The sequence below is a fragment of the Paraburkholderia sp. BR10954 genome (genome assembly GCF_040965775.1).
GTDB lineage: Bacteria > Pseudomonadota > Gammaproteobacteria > Burkholderiales > Burkholderiaceae > Paraburkholderia > Paraburkholderia youngii.
Genome location: NZ_JBFRCK010000006.1, coordinates 312570 through 331711 on the forward strand (window position 1 = coordinate 312570; position 19142 = coordinate 331711).

At 64.4% G+C, this 19142-nt stretch carries 18 protein-coding genes; 12 read left to right on the forward strand and 6 right to left on the reverse strand.

What is annotated here, in order from left to right:
* Position 1 precedes the first annotated feature (1 nt).
* The 5 genes from AB4Y34_RS12470 (at position 2) to AB4Y34_RS12490 (ending at position 4062) form a co-directional block, all read left to right on the forward strand.
* The gene (locus AB4Y34_RS12470; protein WP_368716178.1) at positions 2-796 is read left to right on the forward strand and encodes an aspartate/glutamate racemase family protein; all 795 of its coding nucleotides are present in this window, start codon (positions 2-4) and stop codon (positions 794-796) included.
* Between the two features lie 210 nt (positions 797-1006).
* Positions 1007-1957 carry an allantoinase PuuE gene (gene puuE, locus AB4Y34_RS12475; protein WP_018435546.1) on the forward strand — a complete coding sequence of 317 codons (951 nt, stop codon included), beginning with the start codon at positions 1007-1009 and terminating at the stop codon, positions 1955-1957.
* Positions 1954-2475, forward strand: coding sequence for a 2-oxo-4-hydroxy-4-carboxy-5-ureidoimidazoline decarboxylase (uraD, locus tag AB4Y34_RS12480; RefSeq protein WP_176379236.1), 522 nt, complete (start codon positions 1954-1956; stop codon positions 2473-2475). Before puuE ends, uraD begins: the two co-directional genes overlap by 4 nt.
* A 67-nt stretch (positions 2476-2542) precedes the next feature.
* Positions 2543-3553, forward strand: a complete 1011-nt coding sequence (alc, locus tag AB4Y34_RS12485; RefSeq protein WP_368716179.1) for an allantoicase — start codon at positions 2543-2545, stop codon at positions 3551-3553.
* Positions 3550-4062 carry an ureidoglycolate lyase gene (locus AB4Y34_RS12490; protein WP_368716180.1) on the forward strand — a complete coding sequence of 171 codons (513 nt, stop codon included), beginning with the start codon at positions 3550-3552 and terminating at the stop codon, positions 4060-4062. Before alc ends, AB4Y34_RS12490 begins: the two co-directional genes overlap by 4 nt.
* A gap of 95 nt (positions 4063-4157) precedes the next feature.
* Here AB4Y34_RS12490 and AB4Y34_RS12495 read toward each other — a convergent pair whose 3' ends face one another.
* From AB4Y34_RS12495 to uraH, 4 genes are all read right to left on the reverse strand, one after another.
* On the reverse strand, positions 4158-5504 hold the full coding sequence (locus tag AB4Y34_RS12495) for a type II toxin-antitoxin system HipA family toxin (RefSeq protein WP_368716181.1): 1347 nt from the start codon (positions 5502-5504) through the stop codon (positions 4158-4160).
* Positions 5501-5767: a helix-turn-helix transcriptional regulator gene (locus AB4Y34_RS12500; RefSeq protein WP_008920757.1), complete on the reverse strand. Its 267-nt coding sequence runs from the start codon at positions 5765-5767 to the stop codon at positions 5501-5503. The genes AB4Y34_RS12495 and AB4Y34_RS12500 overlap by 4 nt, the downstream gene beginning before the upstream one ends.
* A 269-nt stretch (positions 5768-6036) precedes the next feature.
* The gene (locus tag AB4Y34_RS12505; RefSeq protein ID WP_176379241.1) at positions 6037-7230 is read right to left on the reverse strand and encodes a urate hydroxylase PuuD; all 1194 of its coding nucleotides are present in this window, start codon (positions 7228-7230) and stop codon (positions 6037-6039) included.
* A 170-nt stretch (positions 7231-7400) separates the two neighbouring features.
* Positions 7401-7754, reverse strand: a complete 354-nt coding sequence (gene uraH, locus AB4Y34_RS12510; RefSeq protein ID WP_184227198.1) for a hydroxyisourate hydrolase — start codon at positions 7752-7754, stop codon at positions 7401-7403.
* A gap of 499 nt (positions 7755-8253) precedes the next feature.
* Between uraH and AB4Y34_RS12515 the strand changes: the two genes are divergently transcribed.
* Positions 8254-9642 (forward strand): 8-oxoguanine deaminase, encoded by a 1389-nt coding sequence (locus AB4Y34_RS12515; RefSeq protein WP_368716182.1) that lies wholly within the window; start codon positions 8254-8256, stop codon positions 9640-9642.
* 81 nt (positions 9643-9723) lie between these two features.
* On the opposite strand, the gene AB4Y34_RS12520 is transcribed toward AB4Y34_RS12515, so the two are convergent.
* Positions 9724-10656: a LysR substrate-binding domain-containing protein gene (locus AB4Y34_RS12520; protein WP_018435555.1), complete on the reverse strand. Its 933-nt coding sequence runs from the start codon at positions 10654-10656 to the stop codon at positions 9724-9726.
* A gap of 272 nt (positions 10657-10928) precedes the next feature.
* Between AB4Y34_RS12520 and AB4Y34_RS12525 the strand changes: the two genes are divergently transcribed.
* The 4 genes from AB4Y34_RS12525 (at position 10929) to AB4Y34_RS12540 (ending at position 15855) form a co-directional block, all read left to right on the forward strand.
* Positions 10929-12527, forward strand: a complete 1599-nt coding sequence (locus AB4Y34_RS12525) for an ABC transporter ATP-binding protein (RefSeq protein WP_368716183.1) — start codon at positions 10929-10931, stop codon at positions 12525-12527.
* Between the two features lie 93 nt (positions 12528-12620).
* Positions 12621-13727 (forward strand): ABC transporter permease, encoded by a 1107-nt coding sequence (locus AB4Y34_RS12530; protein WP_176108324.1) that lies wholly within the window; start codon positions 12621-12623, stop codon positions 13725-13727.
* Positions 13728-13767: 40 nt separating this feature from the next.
* Positions 13768-14697, forward strand: coding sequence for an ABC transporter permease (locus AB4Y34_RS12535; protein WP_368716184.1), 930 nt, complete (start codon positions 13768-13770; stop codon positions 14695-14697).
* Between the two features lie 63 nt (positions 14698-14760).
* Positions 14761-15855: a BMP family ABC transporter substrate-binding protein gene (locus tag AB4Y34_RS12540; protein ID WP_368716185.1), complete on the forward strand. Its 1095-nt coding sequence runs from the start codon at positions 14761-14763 to the stop codon at positions 15853-15855.
* Between the two features lie 113 nt (positions 15856-15968).
* Here the strand turns inward: AB4Y34_RS12540 and AB4Y34_RS12545 are convergent, their stop codons facing one another.
* Positions 15969-16178, reverse strand: a complete 210-nt coding sequence (locus AB4Y34_RS12545) for a dodecin (protein WP_176125571.1) — start codon at positions 16176-16178, stop codon at positions 15969-15971.
* A 247-nt stretch (positions 16179-16425) separates the two neighbouring features.
* Here AB4Y34_RS12545 and AB4Y34_RS12550 point away from each other — a divergent pair, with 247 nt between their 5' ends.
* Together AB4Y34_RS12550 and AB4Y34_RS12555 are read left to right on the forward strand one after the other, a co-directional pair.
* Positions 16426-17367 (forward strand): NAD(P)-dependent oxidoreductase, encoded by a 942-nt coding sequence (locus AB4Y34_RS12550; RefSeq protein WP_368716186.1) that lies wholly within the window; start codon positions 16426-16428, stop codon positions 17365-17367.
* Positions 17368-17460: 93 nt separating this feature from the next.
* Positions 17461-19053 (forward strand): ABC-F family ATPase, encoded by a 1593-nt coding sequence (locus tag AB4Y34_RS12555; RefSeq protein WP_176379248.1) that lies wholly within the window; start codon positions 17461-17463, stop codon positions 19051-19053.
* Positions 19054-19142: the final 89 nt, after the last annotated feature.

Consider the following 19142-nt stretch of genomic DNA (forward strand, 5'->3'; position numbering starts at 1 on the left):
CATGCGTATCAAACTGATCAATCCGAACACGACGTGCCGCATGACCGAGGCGATGGGGCGCTGCGCGCGCGAGGTCGCCGCGCCCGGCACCGAAGTGATCGCCGTCAATCCGACGATGGGCCCGCCGTCGATCGAAGGCTATTACGACGAAGCGCTCGCCACGCCCGGTCTGCTCGCCGAAGTCGCGGCCGGCGAGCGCGAAGGCTGCGACGGCTACGTGATCGCGTGCTTCGGCGACCCGGGTCTCTACGCGGCCCGCGAGTTGGCGCGCGGGCCGGTGATCGGCATCGCCGAGGCGGCGATGCACGCGGCGAGCGTGCTGGCGCCGGGCTTTTCGGTCGTGACGACGCTCGCTCGCACCTGCGGCATGGCCTGGCATCTGGCCGAGCGCTACGGCATGAAGCGCTTCTGCCGCAACGTGCGTGCGACCGACGTCGCCGTGCTCGATCTCGACAAGCCCGGCTCGGCGGCGCGCCGCATCATCCTCGACGAATGCCGGCGCGCGCTCGACGAGGATGGGTCGGACGCGATCGTGCTCGGTTGCGCGGGCATGGCCGAGCTATGCGCGGAGATCGAGGACGCGCTCGGCGCGCCGGTGATCGAAGGCGTGACGGTGGCCGTCAAATGGACCGAGGCACTGGTGGCGCTGCGTCTCGCGACGGCCAAGCGCGGCGACTATGCACGGCCGCTCACGAAGCGCTACGACGGCGCCCTCGCGTCGTTCAGCCCCGGCCCGCTGCGGGTAAACGCCGACTCGGCGGAGACCCAGGCGGACGCGCACATACACTCGCTGTAACACGCACTATCTGCCCGGCCGTATGGGCTCACCGGGGCGTTTTCGCTACACTGGGTCAACTCGGTGCGGCGGCTTCGGCCGCCGCTGAAGCCGCCGAACGAGCGCTTGCAAAGGTCAGTTCCGGCGTCGTTGCCGAGGAGTTTCGAGCTCGAGCTTCATGCGCGAGCTTCACGCGAATTCCTGGTCCCGTCACTACGCATCCGTCAAACCATGCCACTCGACCCGAACTACCCACGCGATCTGATCGGCTACGGCCGCCACCCGGTGCACGCGAACTGGCCGGGGCGAGCGCGCGTTGCGGTGCAATTCGTCCTCAACTACGAAGAGGGCGGCGAAAACTGCGTGCTGCACGGCGACCCCGGTTCCGAGCAGTTCCTGTCGGAGATCGTTGGCGCGGCGGCGTATCCGGCGCGGCACATGAGCATGGAGTCGATCTACGAATACGGCTCGCGCGCGGGCGTGTGGCGCATCCTGCGCGAATTCGAAAGACGTGATCTCGCGCTGACGGTATTCGGCGTCGGCATGGCGATCGAGCGGAATCCGGAAGTCGCGCGGGCGTTCGTCGAACTCGGGCATGAGATCGCGTGCCACGGCTATCGCTGGATTCACTATCAGGACATGTCGCCGGAGAAGGAAGCGGAGCACATGCGCCTCGGCATGGAGGCGATCGAGCGCGTGACCGGCGTGCGGCCGCTCGGCTGGTACACCGGCCGCGACAGTCCGAATACCCATCGGCTGGTCGCCGAATACGGCGGCTTCCTGTACGACTCCGATTACTACGGCGACGACCTGCCGTTCTGGATGGACGTCGAGGTGGCGGGTGGCAAGAGCGTGCCGCAACTGATCGTGCCGTACACGCTCGACACCAACGACATGCGCTTCGCGACGCCGCAAGGCTTCAACACCGCGGACCACTTCTTCACCTACCTGCGCGACGCGTTCGACGTGCTGTACGAAGAGGGCGACGAAGTGCCGAAGATGCTGTCGATCGGTATGCACTGCCGGCTGCTCGGACGGCCGGGGCGTTTCCGCGCGCTGCAGCGCTTTCTCGATCACATCGAACAGCACGATCGCGTATGGGTATCGCGGCGCGTCGATATCGCGCGGCACTGGCACGAGACTCATCCTTACCAACAGGACAACCGCGAGGCTGCGGCATGAAGGCGATGCAATACACCCTGGACCAACTCAACAGCCTCTCGACCGACGCGTTCGTTGCGACGCTGTCGGGCATCTTCGAGCACTCGCCGTGGGTCGCGGAGATTGCGGCGCGGCAGCGGCCGTTCGCGAGCATCGACGAGCTGCATCAGAGCATGTCGCAGATCGTCGAAACCTCGGGCGAGGACAAGCAGCTCGCGCTGATCAACGCGCACCCGGAGCTGGCCGGCAAGGCCGCGGTGCGTGGCGAGCTGACCGCCGAATCGACTCGCGAGCAAAGCGGCGCCGGGCTCGCGCAATGCACGCAGGAAGAGTTCGACAAGCTGCATGCGCTCAATCACCTGTATCGCGAGAAGTTCGGCTTTCCGTTCATTCTCGCGGTGCGCGGCTACGACCGCCACGGCATCATCGCGAACTTCGAATCGCGCATGAACAATAGCCGCGCCGACGAGATGCGCGCGAGCCTCGATCAGATCTATCGCATTGCACGTTTGCGGCTCGACGACCTGATCGGCGTGTGACGCGCACCGCGTCGCGCGGCGAGCCGCAACGTTTTTCCCGCACCAATCGATATCAAGGACGACAAAGATGGCACTTCCGATTCTCGACCCCAACGCACCGGAGTTCACGCGCCGTTACGTGAATCTGGCGGACCCGCGTCTGGGCGCGCAGGCGCTCGAGTCTAGCGACGAATTCTTCGCGCCGAAGGACCGCATGCTGAATCCGGAACCGGCCGTCTTCATTCCGGGCAAGTACGACGACAACGGCAAGTGGATGGACGGCTGGGAAACGCGCCGCAAGCGCACGACCGGCTACGACTGGTGCGTCGTCAAGCTCGCGCGGCCCGGTGTGATCAAGGGACTCGACCTCGACACCAGCCACTTCACCGGCAACTTCCCGCCGGCGGCGTCGGTGGAAGCGGCGCGGGTCGTCGATGGCGAGCCGAACCAGTCGACGCAATGGACCGAGATCGTGCCGTCCACCACGTTGCAGGGCAATAGCCACCACTACCTCGAAGTCGCCGACGCGAACGCGTACACGCATCTGCGCGTGAACATCTATCCGGACGGCGGCATCGCGCGTCTGCGTGTGTACGGTCAGCCGCAGGTGGACTGGGCGGGCGCGAGCCGCACCGAGCAGTTCGATCTCGCCGCGATGGAAAACGGCGCGTATCTGGTCGGCGCGAACAACCAGCATTTCGGCGCGGCCTCGACGCTGCTGATGCCGGGCCGCGGCGTGAATATGGGGGATGGCTGGGAAACGCGTCGTCGTCGCGAGCCGGGCAACGACTGGGCGATCATCGCGCTCGCGCAGCCGGGCGTGATCCGCAAGATCGAAGTCGACACCGCGCACTTCAAGGGCAACTATCCGGATCGCTGCTCGATCCAGGCCGCGTACGTGAAGGGAGGCACCGATAGTTCGCTCGTCACGCAGGCGATGTTCTGGCCGGTGCTGCTCGGCGAACAGAAACTGCAGATGGACAAGCAGCATTTCTTCGAAAGCGAGATCGCGGCGCTCGGGCCCGTCACGCATGTGCGCTTCAACATCTATCCGGACGGCGGTGTGTCGCGTCTGCGTCTGTGGGGTACGCTCGAATGAAAACGCTCGCCATCCAACCGCTGACGAAAAAGGCGTTCGCCGCATTCGGCGACGTGATCGAACTCGAAGGCGCGAAGCAGATTCCGATCAACCGCGGCACGACGATCCGCTATCACGACCTCGCGAAAGTCGACGTGACCGACGAGCACGGCCGCACGCTGCTCAATCTGTTTCGTGGCCAGCCGCGCGCGCTGCCGTTCGAAGTGAAGATGCTCGAGCGTCATCCGCTCGGCAGCCAGGCATTCGTGCCGCTGAACGACAAGCCGTATCTGGTCGTCGTAGCGCCCGCGGGCGAACTCGACGCGGCGAAGATTCGCGCGTTCGTCACGAGTGGTTGGCAGGGCGTCAACTACGCGAAGGGCGTATGGCACCATCCGCTGATCGCGTTGGGCGAGATGAGCGACTTTATCGTCGTCGATCGTGGCGGCGAGGGGCTCAATCTGAACGAGCAGGATCTGACGGAGTCGCTCTGGCTCACGGAAGATGCGTTGAGCGCGGTGGCGGTTTGATGGCAATGCAGCTGCCGGGTAGCCGGTAGCGTTGCGGTTGAAAAGAAAAGCCCGCGACGTGCGTTACGTCGCGGGCTTTCTTGCATGGATCACGATCACTTGCGCCTGCCGAGCAGCGGCGAATGCCCGATGACTTCTCTTGACCGCTCGGGCGGCTCCGGCGCCGAAAATCCCGCTGCTTCGATGGCCGGCTTGAGCCCGCTGAATTGCAGGCTCTTCTTTGGCGAACGCAGCGATGTCATGCCGTCGTCCCACGCATGCAGCATCTGCTTGGCGACCGTGCGCCACTGCGGTTCGTTGCGCGCTGCCTCGATCAACTCGTGACCGACGTCGACAGCCGAGTCGCACAGCGCCTCGACCATTTGCGCATATTGCCGCGGAGCGATGCCCATGCGCGTGTTGAAAAAGCGTTCCAGCGTTTTACCGGCTGCCCAGGTCTTGCGGCCGTCGATGGCGAGGCCCGGCGGATTGGCGGCGAAGCGCGGATAAGCCTGGGTCGTCACGACATCGTAGACGGGCGTGAACGCGACATCGTCGACCGACGTATAGAACAGCGCGACGTTCTTGGTGTGGCAGTCCGCATTGCGCACGACGTAGTTGGTCAGCAGATGCCAGCCGAGCTGCTGGAGCTGCACCCGCATGGTGTCGCGATCGAGCAAATACGCTCTTGCCGCGTTGAGCATTTTCTCGCTGGTCGAATTGTATTTTTCGTGCGGCGGCAAACCGAGCAGGCCGCACAGGTCTTCGACGCCGTACGCCGGCAGTCCTTGTGCGTCGACATCGAAGCGCTCGACGACGAGTGCCCGGCCATCGTCCGACATCTGCGTGCGCGCAACGGGCGCCACCCCGAGCCGCTCCAGCACCCGCATCGAATGGAACTCGTTGAAACCGAGAAAGGGCGTGTTGTCGTCCGAACCTTTGACGATGTGACGGCTCGTTCGAATCGTCGGCTTTCCGAGCTGCAACGGTGTCGATGCGGCAGGCTGCGCTTCCGGCGCGATGAACTTCGGCACGACGCCTGAAATGGCCGCTCGCGCGTATTCACGCACCAGTTGCGCGAAATGTTCGGCGGTGTTGTCGCCGTGCAGAATGTGCTGGACGTCGAGCGCCTCCAGTTCGGTGCCCGGCGCCACGCCTTCTGGCGTGACGGTGACCCGGCCGATCCCCATCGAGCCCACGACGGCGAGCAGCGACAGATCGGTTCCGTCGAGCAAGGGCCCGAATTGCTCGCGGATCAGATTCAGCAGATAGCCCTCGGGCAGGTTCTGCCGGAAAAACGGATGCAGGTCGCGCGGCCAGCGCCAGGCCTCTTCGCGCACCGGCATCGTCAGACTGACGAAGTCGGCCGCGCTCGCATCGCGGTTGTATTTGAGGACATAGTCGTCGCGCTCGCGAAACAGCGTGGCAACGTTCTTGCCTAGTACCTGAACGTCGAGCTTCATGGCTGCGCGTCCGGACTGCGCTGTTCAGCGAGGATGTCTTCGAGCGTGCGGCCATGTCCATGCGCGACGAACTTGAGGTCGTAACCGGCGGCTTCGAGCAGGCGCACCAGCACGGACACGCTCATATCGTTTTTGGCGAGCGTCTCCATCCGCGCGACGGTCGTGCGGGCCACGCCCGCGCGGCGCGCGAGCTCTTCCTGCGATAGCTTGCTGTCGCGGCGTACGGCTTTCAGCATGTCCGAGACATCGGCGAGGTTGGTCATTTGTGGCCTCAGTGCGTCAAATTCAGCGTATTTGCCATTTATTGTAGCCCAAAAGGCACAATAAGGTTGTTTGTTTTTGTGCCTTTAGGGCTACGTTATATGCATCTTTGGCCTATTTTGTAGCCCACGGGCGACAAATTTAATGAATCGATGCGACTGCTTGCACCCGCCATCCTCCCCAAACGACAACGGGCTTGCCGCTCTCGCGACAAGCCCGTACACACACCAGCCTCTACCTCGGAACCGGATCCTGATCCGGACAGACGTCTTTACTTCGCCGCGCCGCCTTCGAACCACGCGGCGATCTTCATCCGCTCGTCGTCGGTCATGTGCGTGACGTTGCCGAGCGGCATCGCTTTCAACGTGACCGCCTGCTGGTAAATGCGCTGCGCGTTCTGCGAGATTTCGTCGGAGGTATCCATCAGCACGCCGGCGGGCGCGCTGCCCATCATCGTCGGATGCGAGGAGTGGCAAGCCACGCAGCGCTGCTGCAGCACCGGTGCGATGTCGGCGACCTTCAGCGTCGGCGCGTTGGCGGCCTGCGCCTGCGGCACCACCGGACGCGGCATGGTCCACACGAGCGCCGTGCACATCAGCGCGACGCCGACGAGCGGCAGATACCACAACACCTGGCCGCGATGCCGCATCACGAAGAACTGACGGATCAGCGCGCCGGCCAGCATGATGACGACGAGCACCGCCCAGTTGTACGGATGCGTATAGGTCATCGCGTAGTGGTTCGACAGCATCGCGAACACGACCGGCAGCGTGAAGTAGGTGTTGTGCACCGAGCGCTGCTTGCCGCGCTTGCCATAGATCGGGTTCGGCGTGTCGCCCTTGAGCATCGCGTCGACCATCTTGCGCTGGCCCGGAATGATCACGAAGAACACGTTGGCCGACATGATCGTCGCGAGCATTGCGCCCATGATCAGATACGCCGCGCGGCCCGCGAAGATATGACAGGCGAGATACGCCGCGATCAGCACATACACGCCGACACAGATGCCGAGCAGTTTGTCGCGCGTGCCGAGAATGCGGCACAGCGAGTCATAGACGATCCAGCCGGCCGCGAGGAAACCGATCGCCGAGGAGACCGCGACCACCGGTCCCATGTCGAGCACGTTCTTATCGATCAGGTAGGTGCTCGGCGAGAACAGATACAGCACGGTAAAGAGGCCGAAGCCCGACAGCCACGTCGTGTACGACGGCCATTTCGACCAGTGCAGGTCTTCGGGCATTTCCGGCGGCGCGACCGTGTACTTCTGCATGTTGTAGAAGCCCCCGCCGTGCACGTGCCACAGCTCGCCGAACACGCCGCGACGGCGCTGGTTCGGATCGGTCGGCGGTTTCAGGCTGTTGTCGAGCGCGACGAAATAGAACGATTCGCCGATCCACGCGATGGCGGCGATGACGTGGAACCAGCGAATCGCGAGGTTCAACCAGTCGGTGATAAAGCCTTCCATGAAACTCCTCCACTTCTGATTCGTTGTGCGCGCGATGACGTTCGACGTCGCCGGTCATCGCGCCGACTGCGGATAGAAGACGCAGCGCGGCTTGTTACGGGTATCGCGGGGCGCTTGTGCGTATTTGTGTCTGTTCGTGCCGAAGCGGACGCGGCTTGCATCCGGTAGGGCTAGCTGCCCCGATACGTGCTGTACGAAAACGGCGACACCAGCAGCGGCACGTGATAGTGCGCGCTGGCATCGGCGACGCCGAAGCGCAGCACGACGCGATCGACGAAGCGCGGTTCCGGCAAGCTGGTGCCGAGCGACGCGAAGTAATCGCCCGCGCCGAACACGAGTTCGTACTCGCCAGCGACGAGCGCGTCGCCCTCGAGCAGCGGCTCGTCGCAGCGGCCGTCGTGATTGGTGACAGTGGTTTTGAGCGCGCGGCGCGTGTCTCCGGCGAGCGCGAAGAGTTCGACCTTGATGCCTGCGCCGGGACGGCCATTCGCGGTGTCGAGCACGTGGGTAGTGAGCTTGCCCATTCGCAATTGTCCTTGTGTGAATGCGAGGTGTCGGCGGCGGCCCGATCCATTACGTTTTGCGGCGGATCGAGGCTCCACGTCAGTGGCTACATACCCGTCGGCGAATTGAAGCGAGCGCCGTGGCAGCCATTGTAAAAAGGATGCCCCGTTCAACGCGCGAGCGATAGGAAAGATAATAGTTCGCGCATGATGGACAGCAAGTCGAAAGCCGCGCCGGCTCATCGACCGATCGTACCGGCGCCAAAAATGCACCACTATATTGGCGGTGTGAAGGTGGGTATCGCAACCGCGCGAGTTGCCAGCGGGATTTTGGCTACCGAAGGTAAGCGCTGTGCGACACACCCGTGCAAAGGCAGGCCTTTGCACGGCAAACCCCGAAGACGGCGATTCACGCTGGGTAACCGGGCCCACGGCGTTCAACCGAACGCGGCGGCACGGTGGCGTGCCGCCGCATCGCGTTCGAACGGCTTTGCATGCAGGCAATCAGGCGGACAGACGAATGACGATGAATGAAGCACTGAAACAACCCGGCAAAACGATGCTCGTGAAGCACGCGGACGTGCTCGTCACGATGGATGGCGAGCGGCGCGAATTGCGCGACGCCGGGCTATTTATCGAGGACAACCGGATCGTCGCGGTCGGGCCGACCGCGCAACTGCCGCAAACGGCCGATCAGGTACTCGACCTGCGCGGCCACCTGGTGACTCCTGGCCTCGTCAATACGCATCACCACATGTACCAGAGCCTCACGCGCGCGATTCCCGCCGCGCAGAACGCCGAGCTGTTCGGCTGGCTGACGAATCTGTACAAGGTGTGGGCGAACCTCACGCCCGACATGATCGAAGTATCGACGCTGACCGCGATGGCCGAGCTGCTGTTGTCGGGCTGCACGACGTCGAGCGACCATCTGTATATCTATCCGAACGGCAGCCGTCTCGACGACAGCATCGCCGCGGCGCGCCGCATCGGCATGCGCTTTCATGCGGCGCGCGGCAGCATGAGCGTGGGACGGAAAGACGGCGGCTTGCCGCCGGATTCGGTGGTCGAGCGCGAAGCGGACATTCTGAAGGACACGCAGCGTCTCATCGAGACGTATCACGACGACGGCCGCTACGCGATGCTGCGCGTCGTCGTGGCGCCGTGCTCGCCGTTTTCGGTGAGCCGTGACCTGATGCGCGAATCGGCGCTGCTCGCGCGCCAGTACGGCGTGTCGCTGCACACGCATCTGGCGGAGAACGTCAACGACGTCGAGTACAGCCGCGAGAAGTTCGGCATGACGCCGGCCGAGTATGCGCACGATCTCGGCTGGGTCGGCCGCGACGTATGGCATGCGCACTGCGTGCAACTCGACGATGCAGGCATCGCGCTGTTCGCGCGCACCGGCACCGGCGTCGCGCACTGTCCGTGCTCGAATATGCGGCTCGCGTCGGGCATCGCGCCGGTCAAGCGCATGCGGCTCGCGGGCGTGCCGGTTGGACTCGGCGTCGACGGCTCGGCGTCGAACGACGCTGCGCAGATGATCGCCGAGGTGCGCCAGGCGCTGCTGCTGCAGCGCGTCGGTTTCGGGCCCGATGCGATGACCGCGCGCGAGGCTCTCGAAATCGCGACCCTGGGCGGCGCGCGCGTGCTCGATCGCGACGACATCGGCGCGCTCGCGCCTGGCATGGCCGCGGATTTCGTCGCGTTCGATTTGCGTGCGCCGCACTTTGCCGGCGCACTGCACGATCCGGTGGCGGCGCTGGCATTCTGCGCGCCGTCGCAGGTCAGCTATAGCGTGATCAACGGCAAGATGGTGGTGAAAGAGGGGCGCTTGGCGACGCTCGAACTCGGGCCGGTGATCGAGAGGCATAACGCGCTCGCGCGGCAGCTTTACGAGGCGGCGGCTTGAGCTCGAGTGGAAGGGCGGCACTCACGCTCTGATGCGCGGATGCCGCGAGTCGTTGATATCTAAGCGGCGCCGCATGCGGGCTCAGGGCTTGTCGATCAACGTCCGGGTCGCCTCGCCGACCAGCCCGCGCAGCCAGCGCACTTCGTCGGAGTAGTGCACGCGCTCGTGCCACAGCTGGTAGTACTGCATCGGCGGGAAGTCGAGCGGCGCGGGCACCACGGTCAGCGGCAGGAACTTCGCGTAGTAGTCGGCAAAGAGGCGCGTCGTCGTGAAGATCAGATCGGATTTGATCAGCACGTACGGCGCGAGATTGAAGTAGGGCAGCGTGACGACCACATGGCGCTTGAGCCGCTCGCGCGCGAGATGCACGTCGATCGCGCCGCGCTGGCCGACCGAGTACGGCGTCGGCGCGAGATGCGGTGCGTTCAGGTACTGGTCGAGCGTGAGCCCGCCACGTTTGGCGAACGGATGCGAGTTGCTCATCAGGCAGACGATCTGATCGACGAACAGGTTCGACAGATGCAATTGCTCGGGCGGCTCCGGCCAGTTGCCGACCACGATGTCGAGCTTGCCGTCCTCGAGCGCGAGTTCGTAGTCGAACGCGGGGCCGAGCGAATGGAATTCGAGCGTCGCGTTCGGCGCGGCCTGGCGAAAACGTTCGACGACCGTCGGCACGAACAGCACGTTCAGGTAGTCGGGACAGCCGATCCGGTAGCAGCGGATGGATGTGGCCGGATCGAAGTTGTGCTGCTGGAACTTGATGCGCTCGATTTCGCGCAGCGCGTTCTGCACCGGTTCGAGCAGGCGCAAACCGTATTCGGTCGGCACCATGCCGGACTTGCCGCGCACCAGCAGCGGGTCGCCAGTGATGTCGCGCAGACGGCGCAGCGCCGCGCTGATCGCGGGTTGGGACTGATTCAGTTTGACGGCGGCGCGCGTGACGCTGCGCTCCATCAGCAGCGTGTGCAACACGCGCAGCAGGTACGTGTCGATCGCCTCGCGTTGCTGGCTCATGGATTCTCCGAAATATATGTGCTGGCTGATCGAACGGACGTAGGGGTATATGCGTTTTAATATGGACGAAAAACGACGTCAAGGGTGACATACCCGCAGAGCTCGTAGCGGCGCGGGTTTGCGGGAATTTTGTCAACTCGACTGAGTGGGTCGAATTAGGTATCGTCATTCGGTTGTGGTGACGGATCGCCCGTCGGCACGGTGGACGTCATCGACGTCGACCCGGCGGTATTCAGGCAGCAAGCGGCGTCTCAAACGCACTACGGAATCTCATGAGCGACACTCCACTTAGCGACGGCGCACAATTCACCGGCCAGGCGGTGCCCCGGCTCGCGCTGACGGGCATCACGAAGCAGTACCCGGCCGTGCGCGCCAACGACGACGTCACGCTCGTCGTCGCGCCCGGCGAAATCCACGCGGTGCTCGGCGAGAACGGCGCGGGCAAGAGCACGCTGATGAAGATCATCTACGGCGCGGTGCGACCCGACGCCGGCGAGATCCGCTGGGAAGGCGAGACGGTCGACATCGCGAGCCCGGCGGCCGCGCGCAAGCTCGGCGTCGGCATGGTGTTCCAGCACTTCTCGCTGTTCGAAACGCTGACGGTCGGCGAAAACATCGCGCTCGCGCTCGATGAACCGTTCGATCTCAAGTCCCTTGCGAAACGCATTCGCGAGGTGTCGGCCGACTACGGGCTCGACATCGATCCGCAACGGCACGTGCACAGCCTCACCGTCGGCGAGCGCCAGCGCGTCGAAATCGTGCGCTGCCTGCTGCAGAATCCGCGTCTGCTGATCATGGACGAACCGACCTCGGTGCTGACGCCGCAGGCGGTCCGCAAGCTGTTCACGACGCTGCGTCGGCTCGCGGCCGAAGGCTGCAGCATTCTCTACATCAGCCACAAGCTCGACGAAATCCAGGAGTTGTGCGACACCGCGACCGTGATGCGAGGCGGCCGCGTGACCGGCAATGTGACGCCGAAGAACGAGACGCATGCGTCGCTCGCGCAGTTGATGGTCGGCCACTCGCTGCCCGACTACACGCGGCGCGAGCACAAGCCGGGCGCGGTGCTGCTCGACGTCAGGCAGTTGTCGGTCGCGAGCGACGATCCGTTCGGTACGTCGTTGCGCGACGTGTCGTTCAGCGTGCATGCGGGCGAGATCTTCGGCATTGCCGGTGTCTCGGGCAACGGCCAGGCGGAACTGCTCGCGGCGTTGTCCGGAGAAAAGCGCGCTGAAAAACGCAGCCTGCCGGCCGACGCGATCACGATCTGCGGCAGACCGGCCGCGCGCCTCGGCGCGGGCCGCCGGCGCGCGCTCGGCTTTGGCTTCGTGCCCGAGGAGCGGCTCGGCCGCGGCGCGGTACCGGCGATGAGCCTTGCCGACAACGCGTTGCTGACCGCGCATCGGCAGAGCATGGTCAAGTCGGGCTGGATCAGGGCGGGTGCGATGCGCGCGTTCGCGAAGCGCTGCATCGACGCATTCGACGTGCGCTGCGGCGGCCCCGACGCGCTCGCGCAAAGTCTGTCGGGCGGCAATCTGCAGAAATACATCATGGGCCGCGAGATTTTGCAGGCGCCGAAGGTACTGGTGGTCGCGCAGCCGACGTGGGGCGTCGATGTCGGCGCGTCCGCATTCATCCGTCAGCAACTGCTCGATCTGTCGGCGCGCGGCGTCGCGATTCTGGTGATCTCGGAGGAACTGGAGGAGCTGTTCGATATCTGCGATCGCATTGCGGTGCTCGCGGGCGGGCGGCTCTCGCCGGTGCGCGCGACCGGTGCGACCAACGCCGAGGAAATCGGCCGCTGGATGGCGGGGCTATTCGGCGACCGCGAGGGCGCGGCGCCTGCGGCAGACCAACCGGCGCATGCGTGAGGCGAGGCGTTGCCCGCCGGCCACGCCAAAACGCTAAGCACGCACTCGAATGCGGACCCTGAAGAACAGAACCCGAACAAACCCACGCCACCCATGATGCTTCCTTATCGACTCGAAGCCCGCACCACGCCCTCGCGCACGATGCAGCTCGCCGTGCCGCTGATCGCCGCAGTGCTGACGCTCGCGATCGGCTTTCTGATTTTCGGCCTCGTCGGCCGCGACCCGTTGCAGGCGATGCACGCGTTCTTCATCGAGCCGCTGTCGAGCATCAACGGCTGGTCGGAGCTATTGCTGAAGGCGTCGCCGTTGTGCCTGATCGGCCTCGGTCTCGCGATCGGTTATCGCGCGAACGTGTGGAACATCGGCGCCGAAGGGCAGATGCTGCTCGGCGGCATCGCGGCAAGCGGCGTCGCGATTTATTTCGATCAGGCGAGCGGCTGGTGGATCCTGCCGACGATGATGCTCGCGGGCATCCTCGGCGGCATGGCGTGGGCTGCGATTCCCGCGTTCCTGAAGAGCCGTTTCAATACCAACGAGATTCTCGTGAGCCTCATGCTCACGTACGTCGCGACCCAACTGCTGATCTACCTGGTGAGCGGCCCGTGGCGCGATCCGCAGGGCATGAACTTCCCGCTGTCGGAGATGTTCAGCGGCGACGCGCTGTTTCCGACGCTGTATGGCGACTGGCACTGGAAATTTCTGCGCGGCACGCGCCTGAACGCGTCCGTGTTCCTCACGCTGATCGCGATTCCACTCGTCTGGCTGTTCATGCGCAAAAGCTTCGCGGGCTACCGGATGAACGTCGGCGGACTCGCGCCGCTCGCCGCGCGCTACGCCGGCTTCTCCGACAAGAAGACGATCTGGACCTCGCTGCTGATTAGCGGCGGCCTCGCAGGCCTCGCCGGCATGGGCGAGATCGCCGGTCCGATCGGCCAGTTGCAGGCGACATGGTCGCCGGGCTACGGCTTCACCGCGATCATCGTCGTGTTCGTCGGCCGGTTGCATCCGCTCGGCATCGTGCTCGCCAGTCTGCTGATGGCGCTGCTGTATCTCGGCGGCGAAGCGGTGCAGACCTCGATGCAATTGCCGCAGGCGCTGTCGGGCGTATTTCAGGGGTTGCTGCTGTTCTGCCTGCTCGGCGCCGACCTGTTCGTGAACTACCGCGTGCGGCGCCGCTCGGCCGTGGCAGTGGGTCATTGAGCTTGCCAATCAGCTCGCTAAACCGCTTTCAGAACTCGATATGGATATCCAGCAAGCCAGCGCGCTCACGTCGAGCGCGATCACCGCGTCGATCCCGCTGATGTTCGCGGGCGCCGGCGAACTCGTCGCCGAAAAATCGGGCGTGCTCAACCTCGGCGTGGAAGGGATGATGCTGATGGGCGCGGTCAGCGGCTACGCGGTCACGTCGATCACCGGCAGCCCGTGGCTCGGCGTGCTCGCCGCGATCGGCGCCGGTCTCGCGATGTCGCTGCTTTTCGCGTTCCTGACGCTTACGATGCTCGCCAATCAGGTCGCGACCGGCCTGTCGCTGACGATTTTCGGCATCGGACTGTCCGCGTACGTCGGCAAGCCGTACACGTCGGCCGCGGTGCGCGCGACGATCGACACGTGGACGATCCCCGGCCTGTCGAAAATCCCGGTGCTCGGCCCCGCGCTGTTTACGCTCACGCCGTTCGATTACCTCGCGTTTCTGATGTTCGGGGCGATCGGGTGGTTTCTGTATCGCACGCGCGCGGGGCTCGTGCTGCGCTCGGTCGGCGAATCGCCGCAGGTCGCGCACTCGGTCGGCTTTCCGGTGGTCGGCGTGCGCTATGGCGCGGTCGCGTTCGGCGGCGGCATGGCGGGGCTCGCGGGCGGCTACTATTCGATCGTCAATCTGCACCTGTGGCAGGAGAACCTGACCTCGGGCCGCGGCTGGATCGCGCTGGCGCTCGTCGTGTTCGCGACGTGGCGCCCGGGCCGTCTGCTGATCGGCTCGCTGCTGTTCGGCGCGGTGACGGGGCTGCAGTTCTACGCGCAGGCGATCGGCGTGCCGGTGCCGACACAGTTCCTCGCGATGCTGCCCTACGTCGCGACGATCGTCGTGCTGGCGCTGATCTCGCGCAATCCGAACACGATTCGCCTGAATGCGCCCGCGTCGCTCGGCAAGCCGTTTTTTTCGGCGGGCTGACGGCGACACAGTTTTTTTGTCGATCCGCTCACTACTATTCGCTCATCACGACAGGGGAAAAACATGAAGAGAAGAAATCTGCTGACCGCTTTCGCGTGGGGTGCGGCGTCGCTGGCACTCGCCGCGCCGCTCGCGCAAACCGCGCAGGCCGCCGATGTGCCGGGCGTCGCGTTCGTCTATCTCGGCAATCCGGGCGATGCCGGCTGGACCTTCGCGCACGATCAAGGCTCTCGCGAAGCCGAAGCGAAGTTCGGTAACCGGATCAACGTTACGCGCGTCGAGAACGTGCCGGAATCGGCCGACTCCGAGCGCGTGTTCCGCGATCTCGCCAACAAGGGCAACAAGATCATCTTCGGCACGAGCTTCGGCTTCCAGGACTTCCAGCTGAAGGTCGCGAAGGACTTCCCGGACACCATCTTCCTGCACGCGACCGGCTACAAGAAGGCGCCGAACTTCGGCACCTACGACGTGCGCATGTACCAGGGCGCATATCTGGCCGGCGTCGCCGCGGGCTACGTGACGAAGAGCAACACGCTCGGCTTCGTCGCGTCGGTGCCGATTCCGGAAGTGGTGCGTAACATCAACGCGTTCACGCTGGGTGCGCGCTCGGTGAACCCGAAGGTGCATACGAAGGTGATCTGGATCAACAGCTGGTTCGATCCGGGCAAGGAAAAGCAGGCCGCCGAAACGCTGATCGGCCAGGGCGCCGACGTGCTGCTGCAAAACACCGATTCGAGCGCGACGCTCGCCACAGCTTCGGAGAAGCACGTGCACGCGTTCGGCTGGGATTCGGACATGAAGAAGTTCGGTCCCGATGCGCATCTCGGCTCGGTGGTCGCGCACTGGGGCGTGTACTACAGCGCGGTGATCCAGCAGGTGCTCGACGGCAAGTGGAAGAACGATCCGGTGTGGTGGGGCATTCCGCAGAAGGCCGTCAACCTCGAAAACCTGAACACGTCGGCGATTCCGGCCGATGGGCAGAAGCAGGTCGCCGCCAGGCGCGAAGAACTCGCGAGCGGCAAGCGCGACGTGTTCACTGGCCCGATCAAGGATCAGTCGGGCACGGTGAAGGTGCCGGAAGGCAAAACCCTGACCGATGCGGAATTGCAGCGCCTGAACTGGTACGTCGAGGGTGTCGACGGGTCGCTGCCGAAGTAAAGCGGGCGGTCCGCTGTTGAAAAAAAGCTGCGTCCAGCCTGGGCTGGATGCAGCTTTTCTGTTTGCGGCCTGCGCGTGGCAGCGCGCAAGCGTGCGTGTCGTGCGCTCGCCGCTCAGTCCTCGATGCGCAGGCCGACCTTCAGCGTCACCTGCCAGTACGCGACCTTGCCGTTCTCGATCTGGCCGCGCGTTTCCGTGACCTCGAACCAGTGCAGATTGCGCAGCGTTTCCGACGCTTTGGCAATCGCGGTGGTGATCGCGTCGTCGATCGATGTCTTCGACGAACCGGTCAGTTCGATCTTCTTGTAAACGTGTTCTGACATGAATTCCTCCTTGGTGTGCGCCGCTGGTCGGTAAAACGCTGCTCGGAAACGCGCATGGAAAAAGTATAGGCAACGGTTCGCGCAGTCCGTCGGACATATGCGTGCTCGCGAGCGTCATCGCCTGCGCGGCGGATCAAACGTCTTTGCCCGGACCATCGATGCCGCACGTCGCGTGCCCGGTATCGCATGGTCGTTATCATGTGTACGCAACATAATCCATTCAATCTGATAGCAACGAGGTTCGAACGTGGAAATTGGTTTTTGCGGCCCCGGTCTGATGGGCGCGCCGATGGTCCGGCACCTGCTGCGCGCGGGCCATACCGTGCATGTGTGGAACCGCACGCGAGCGAAGGCCGAGGCGTTGCGGGCCGAGGGCGCGCACGTCGTCGATGCGCCGCGGGAGCTGGCCGCGCGCTGCGACGCGGTGCTGCTGTGCGTCGCGGACGCGGCGGCGGTCGAACAGACCGTGTTCGGCCCGGCGGGGCTGCTCGATGGCGATCCTTCGACTCCGCGCCGTGTGCGCTGGATCGTCGATCATTCGAGCATTGCGCCTGCCGCGACGCGCGCGCTGGCGCGACGGGTGGCGGATTTCGCCGGGCAGGGCGGGGCTGCGGGCACCGCAGCTTCCGCGGATGGCGCTTCGATCGGCTGGATCGACGCGCCGGTGTCGGGCGGCGTCGCCGGCGCCACGGCGGGCGCGCTCGCGATCATGGCAGGCGGCGCGGCCAGCGACCTCGCCGCGGTGCGCCCCTTGCTCGATGCCTATGCCGCCCGCGTCACGCACATGGGCGAGGTCGGCGCCGGGCAAACCGCGAAGCTGTGCAATCAGGCGATCGTCACCGCGACCGTCGCCGCGATCGCCGAGGCGGTGAGCCTCGCGCAGCGCAGCGGCATCGACGCCGCGAAGCTGCCCGAGGCGCTCGCCGGCGGCTGGGCCGATTCGGTGCTGCTGCGGACCTTCGTGCCGCGGATGACGCAAAGCGATCTCGCGCCGATCGGCGCGTTGCGCACGTTCCAGAAGGACGTCGATACGGTTGCGGCGGCCGCCTATGAGACCGGCACGCCGATGCCGGTCGCGTCGACGGTCCAGCAATTGCTGCGACTCGGTGCCACGATGGGGCTCGCCGACGCGGATTTTTCGGCCTTCATCGACATTCTGCAGACGCCGCGCGACGGCTCGAACGGGTGACGCGGGCCGGGGCGGGCGAACTGTCGGGTTGAAATCTCTAAACCTGCTAAAATATTGGGTTTTTCGCCGATATCACATTCAAAGGGACGCGCCGTGCTGTCTACTGCCAATATCACCATGCAATTCGGGCCGAAGCCCCTCTTCGAGAACATTTCGGTCAAATTCGGGGAAGGGAACCGCTATGGCCTGATCGGTGCGAACGGCTGCGGTAAATCCACCTTCATGAAGATTCTCGGTTCGGATCTGGAGCCGAGCTCGGGCAACGTGATGCTCGAGCCGAACGTGCGTCTGGGCAAGCTGCGTCAGGACCAGTTCGCATACGAAGACGTGCGCGTGCTCGACGTCGTGATGATGGGCCACACCGAAATGTGGGCCGCGATGACCGAGCGCGACGCGATCTACGCGAACCCCGACGCGACCGACGACGACTACATGCACGCGGCCGAACTCGAAGCGAAGTTCGCCGAGTACGACGGCTACACGGCCGAAGCGCGCGCGGGCGAACTGCTGCTCGGCATCGGCATCGCGATCGAAGACCACAACGGTCCGATGAGCAACGTTGCACCGGGCTGGAAGCTGCGCGTGCTGCTCGCGCAGGCGCTGTTCTCGAAGCCGGACGTGCTGCTGCTGGACGAGCCGACCAACAACCTGGACATCAACTCGATCCGTTGGCTGGAAGATATTCTGAACCAGTACAACTCGACGATGATCATCATCTCGCACGACCGGCACTTCCTGAACCAGGTATGCACGCACATGGCCGACATGGACTACGGCACGCTGAAGGTCTATCCGGGCAACTACGACGACTACATGCTCGCGAGCACTCAGGCGCGCGAGCGTCAGCAGGCCGCCAACGCGAAGGCGAAGGAGCGTGTGGCCGATCTGCAGGACTTCGTGCGCCGCTTCTCGGCGAACAAGTCGAAGGCACGCCAGGCGACCAGCCGTCTGAAGATGATCGACAAGATCAAGATCGAGGAATTCAAGCCGTCGTCGCGGCAGAATCCGTTCATCCGCTTCGAGTTCGAGAAGAAGCTGCACAACATCGCGGTGGTCGCCGAGAGCATTTCGAAGAAGTACGAGCGCTCGATCTTCAATAACTTCAGCATCAGCGTGCAGCCGGGCGAGCGTATCGCGATCATCGGCGAGAACGGCGCGGGCAAGACCACGCTGCTGCGCGCGCTGCTCGGCAATCTGCAGCTCGATCACGGCACGGTGAAGTGGGCGGAAAACGCGAACGTCGGCTATATGCCGCAGGACACGTACGAAGAGTTTCCGAACGACGTCACGCTGATGGACTGGATCGACCAGTACCGCAAGGAAGGCGACGACGAGCAGATGGTGCGCGGCACGCTAGGCCGCCTGCTGTTCAATGCCGACGACATCCGCAAGTCGGTCAAGGTGCTGTCGGGCGGCGAGAAAGGCCGCATGATCTGGGGCAAGCTGATGCTCGGCCGCCACAACGTGCTGCTGATGGACGAGCCGACCAACCACATGGACATGGAGTCGATCGAGTCGTTGCAGATCGCGCTGGACAAGTTCGAAGGCACGCTGATTTTTGTTTCGCACGACCGTGAGTTCGTCAGCGGCCTCGCGAACCGGATCATCGAAGTGCGCACGGACGGCACGCTGAACGACTTCGGCGGCAACTACGAGGACTTCCTGACCAGTCAGGGCGTTCAATAAGCGCTGGGTCGCTGGTTTTCAGCGATCCCCCAGAGGCCCATGCTGGCAGTTTGCCGGCGTGGGCCTTTTGTTTTGGTGGCTAGCCGGTG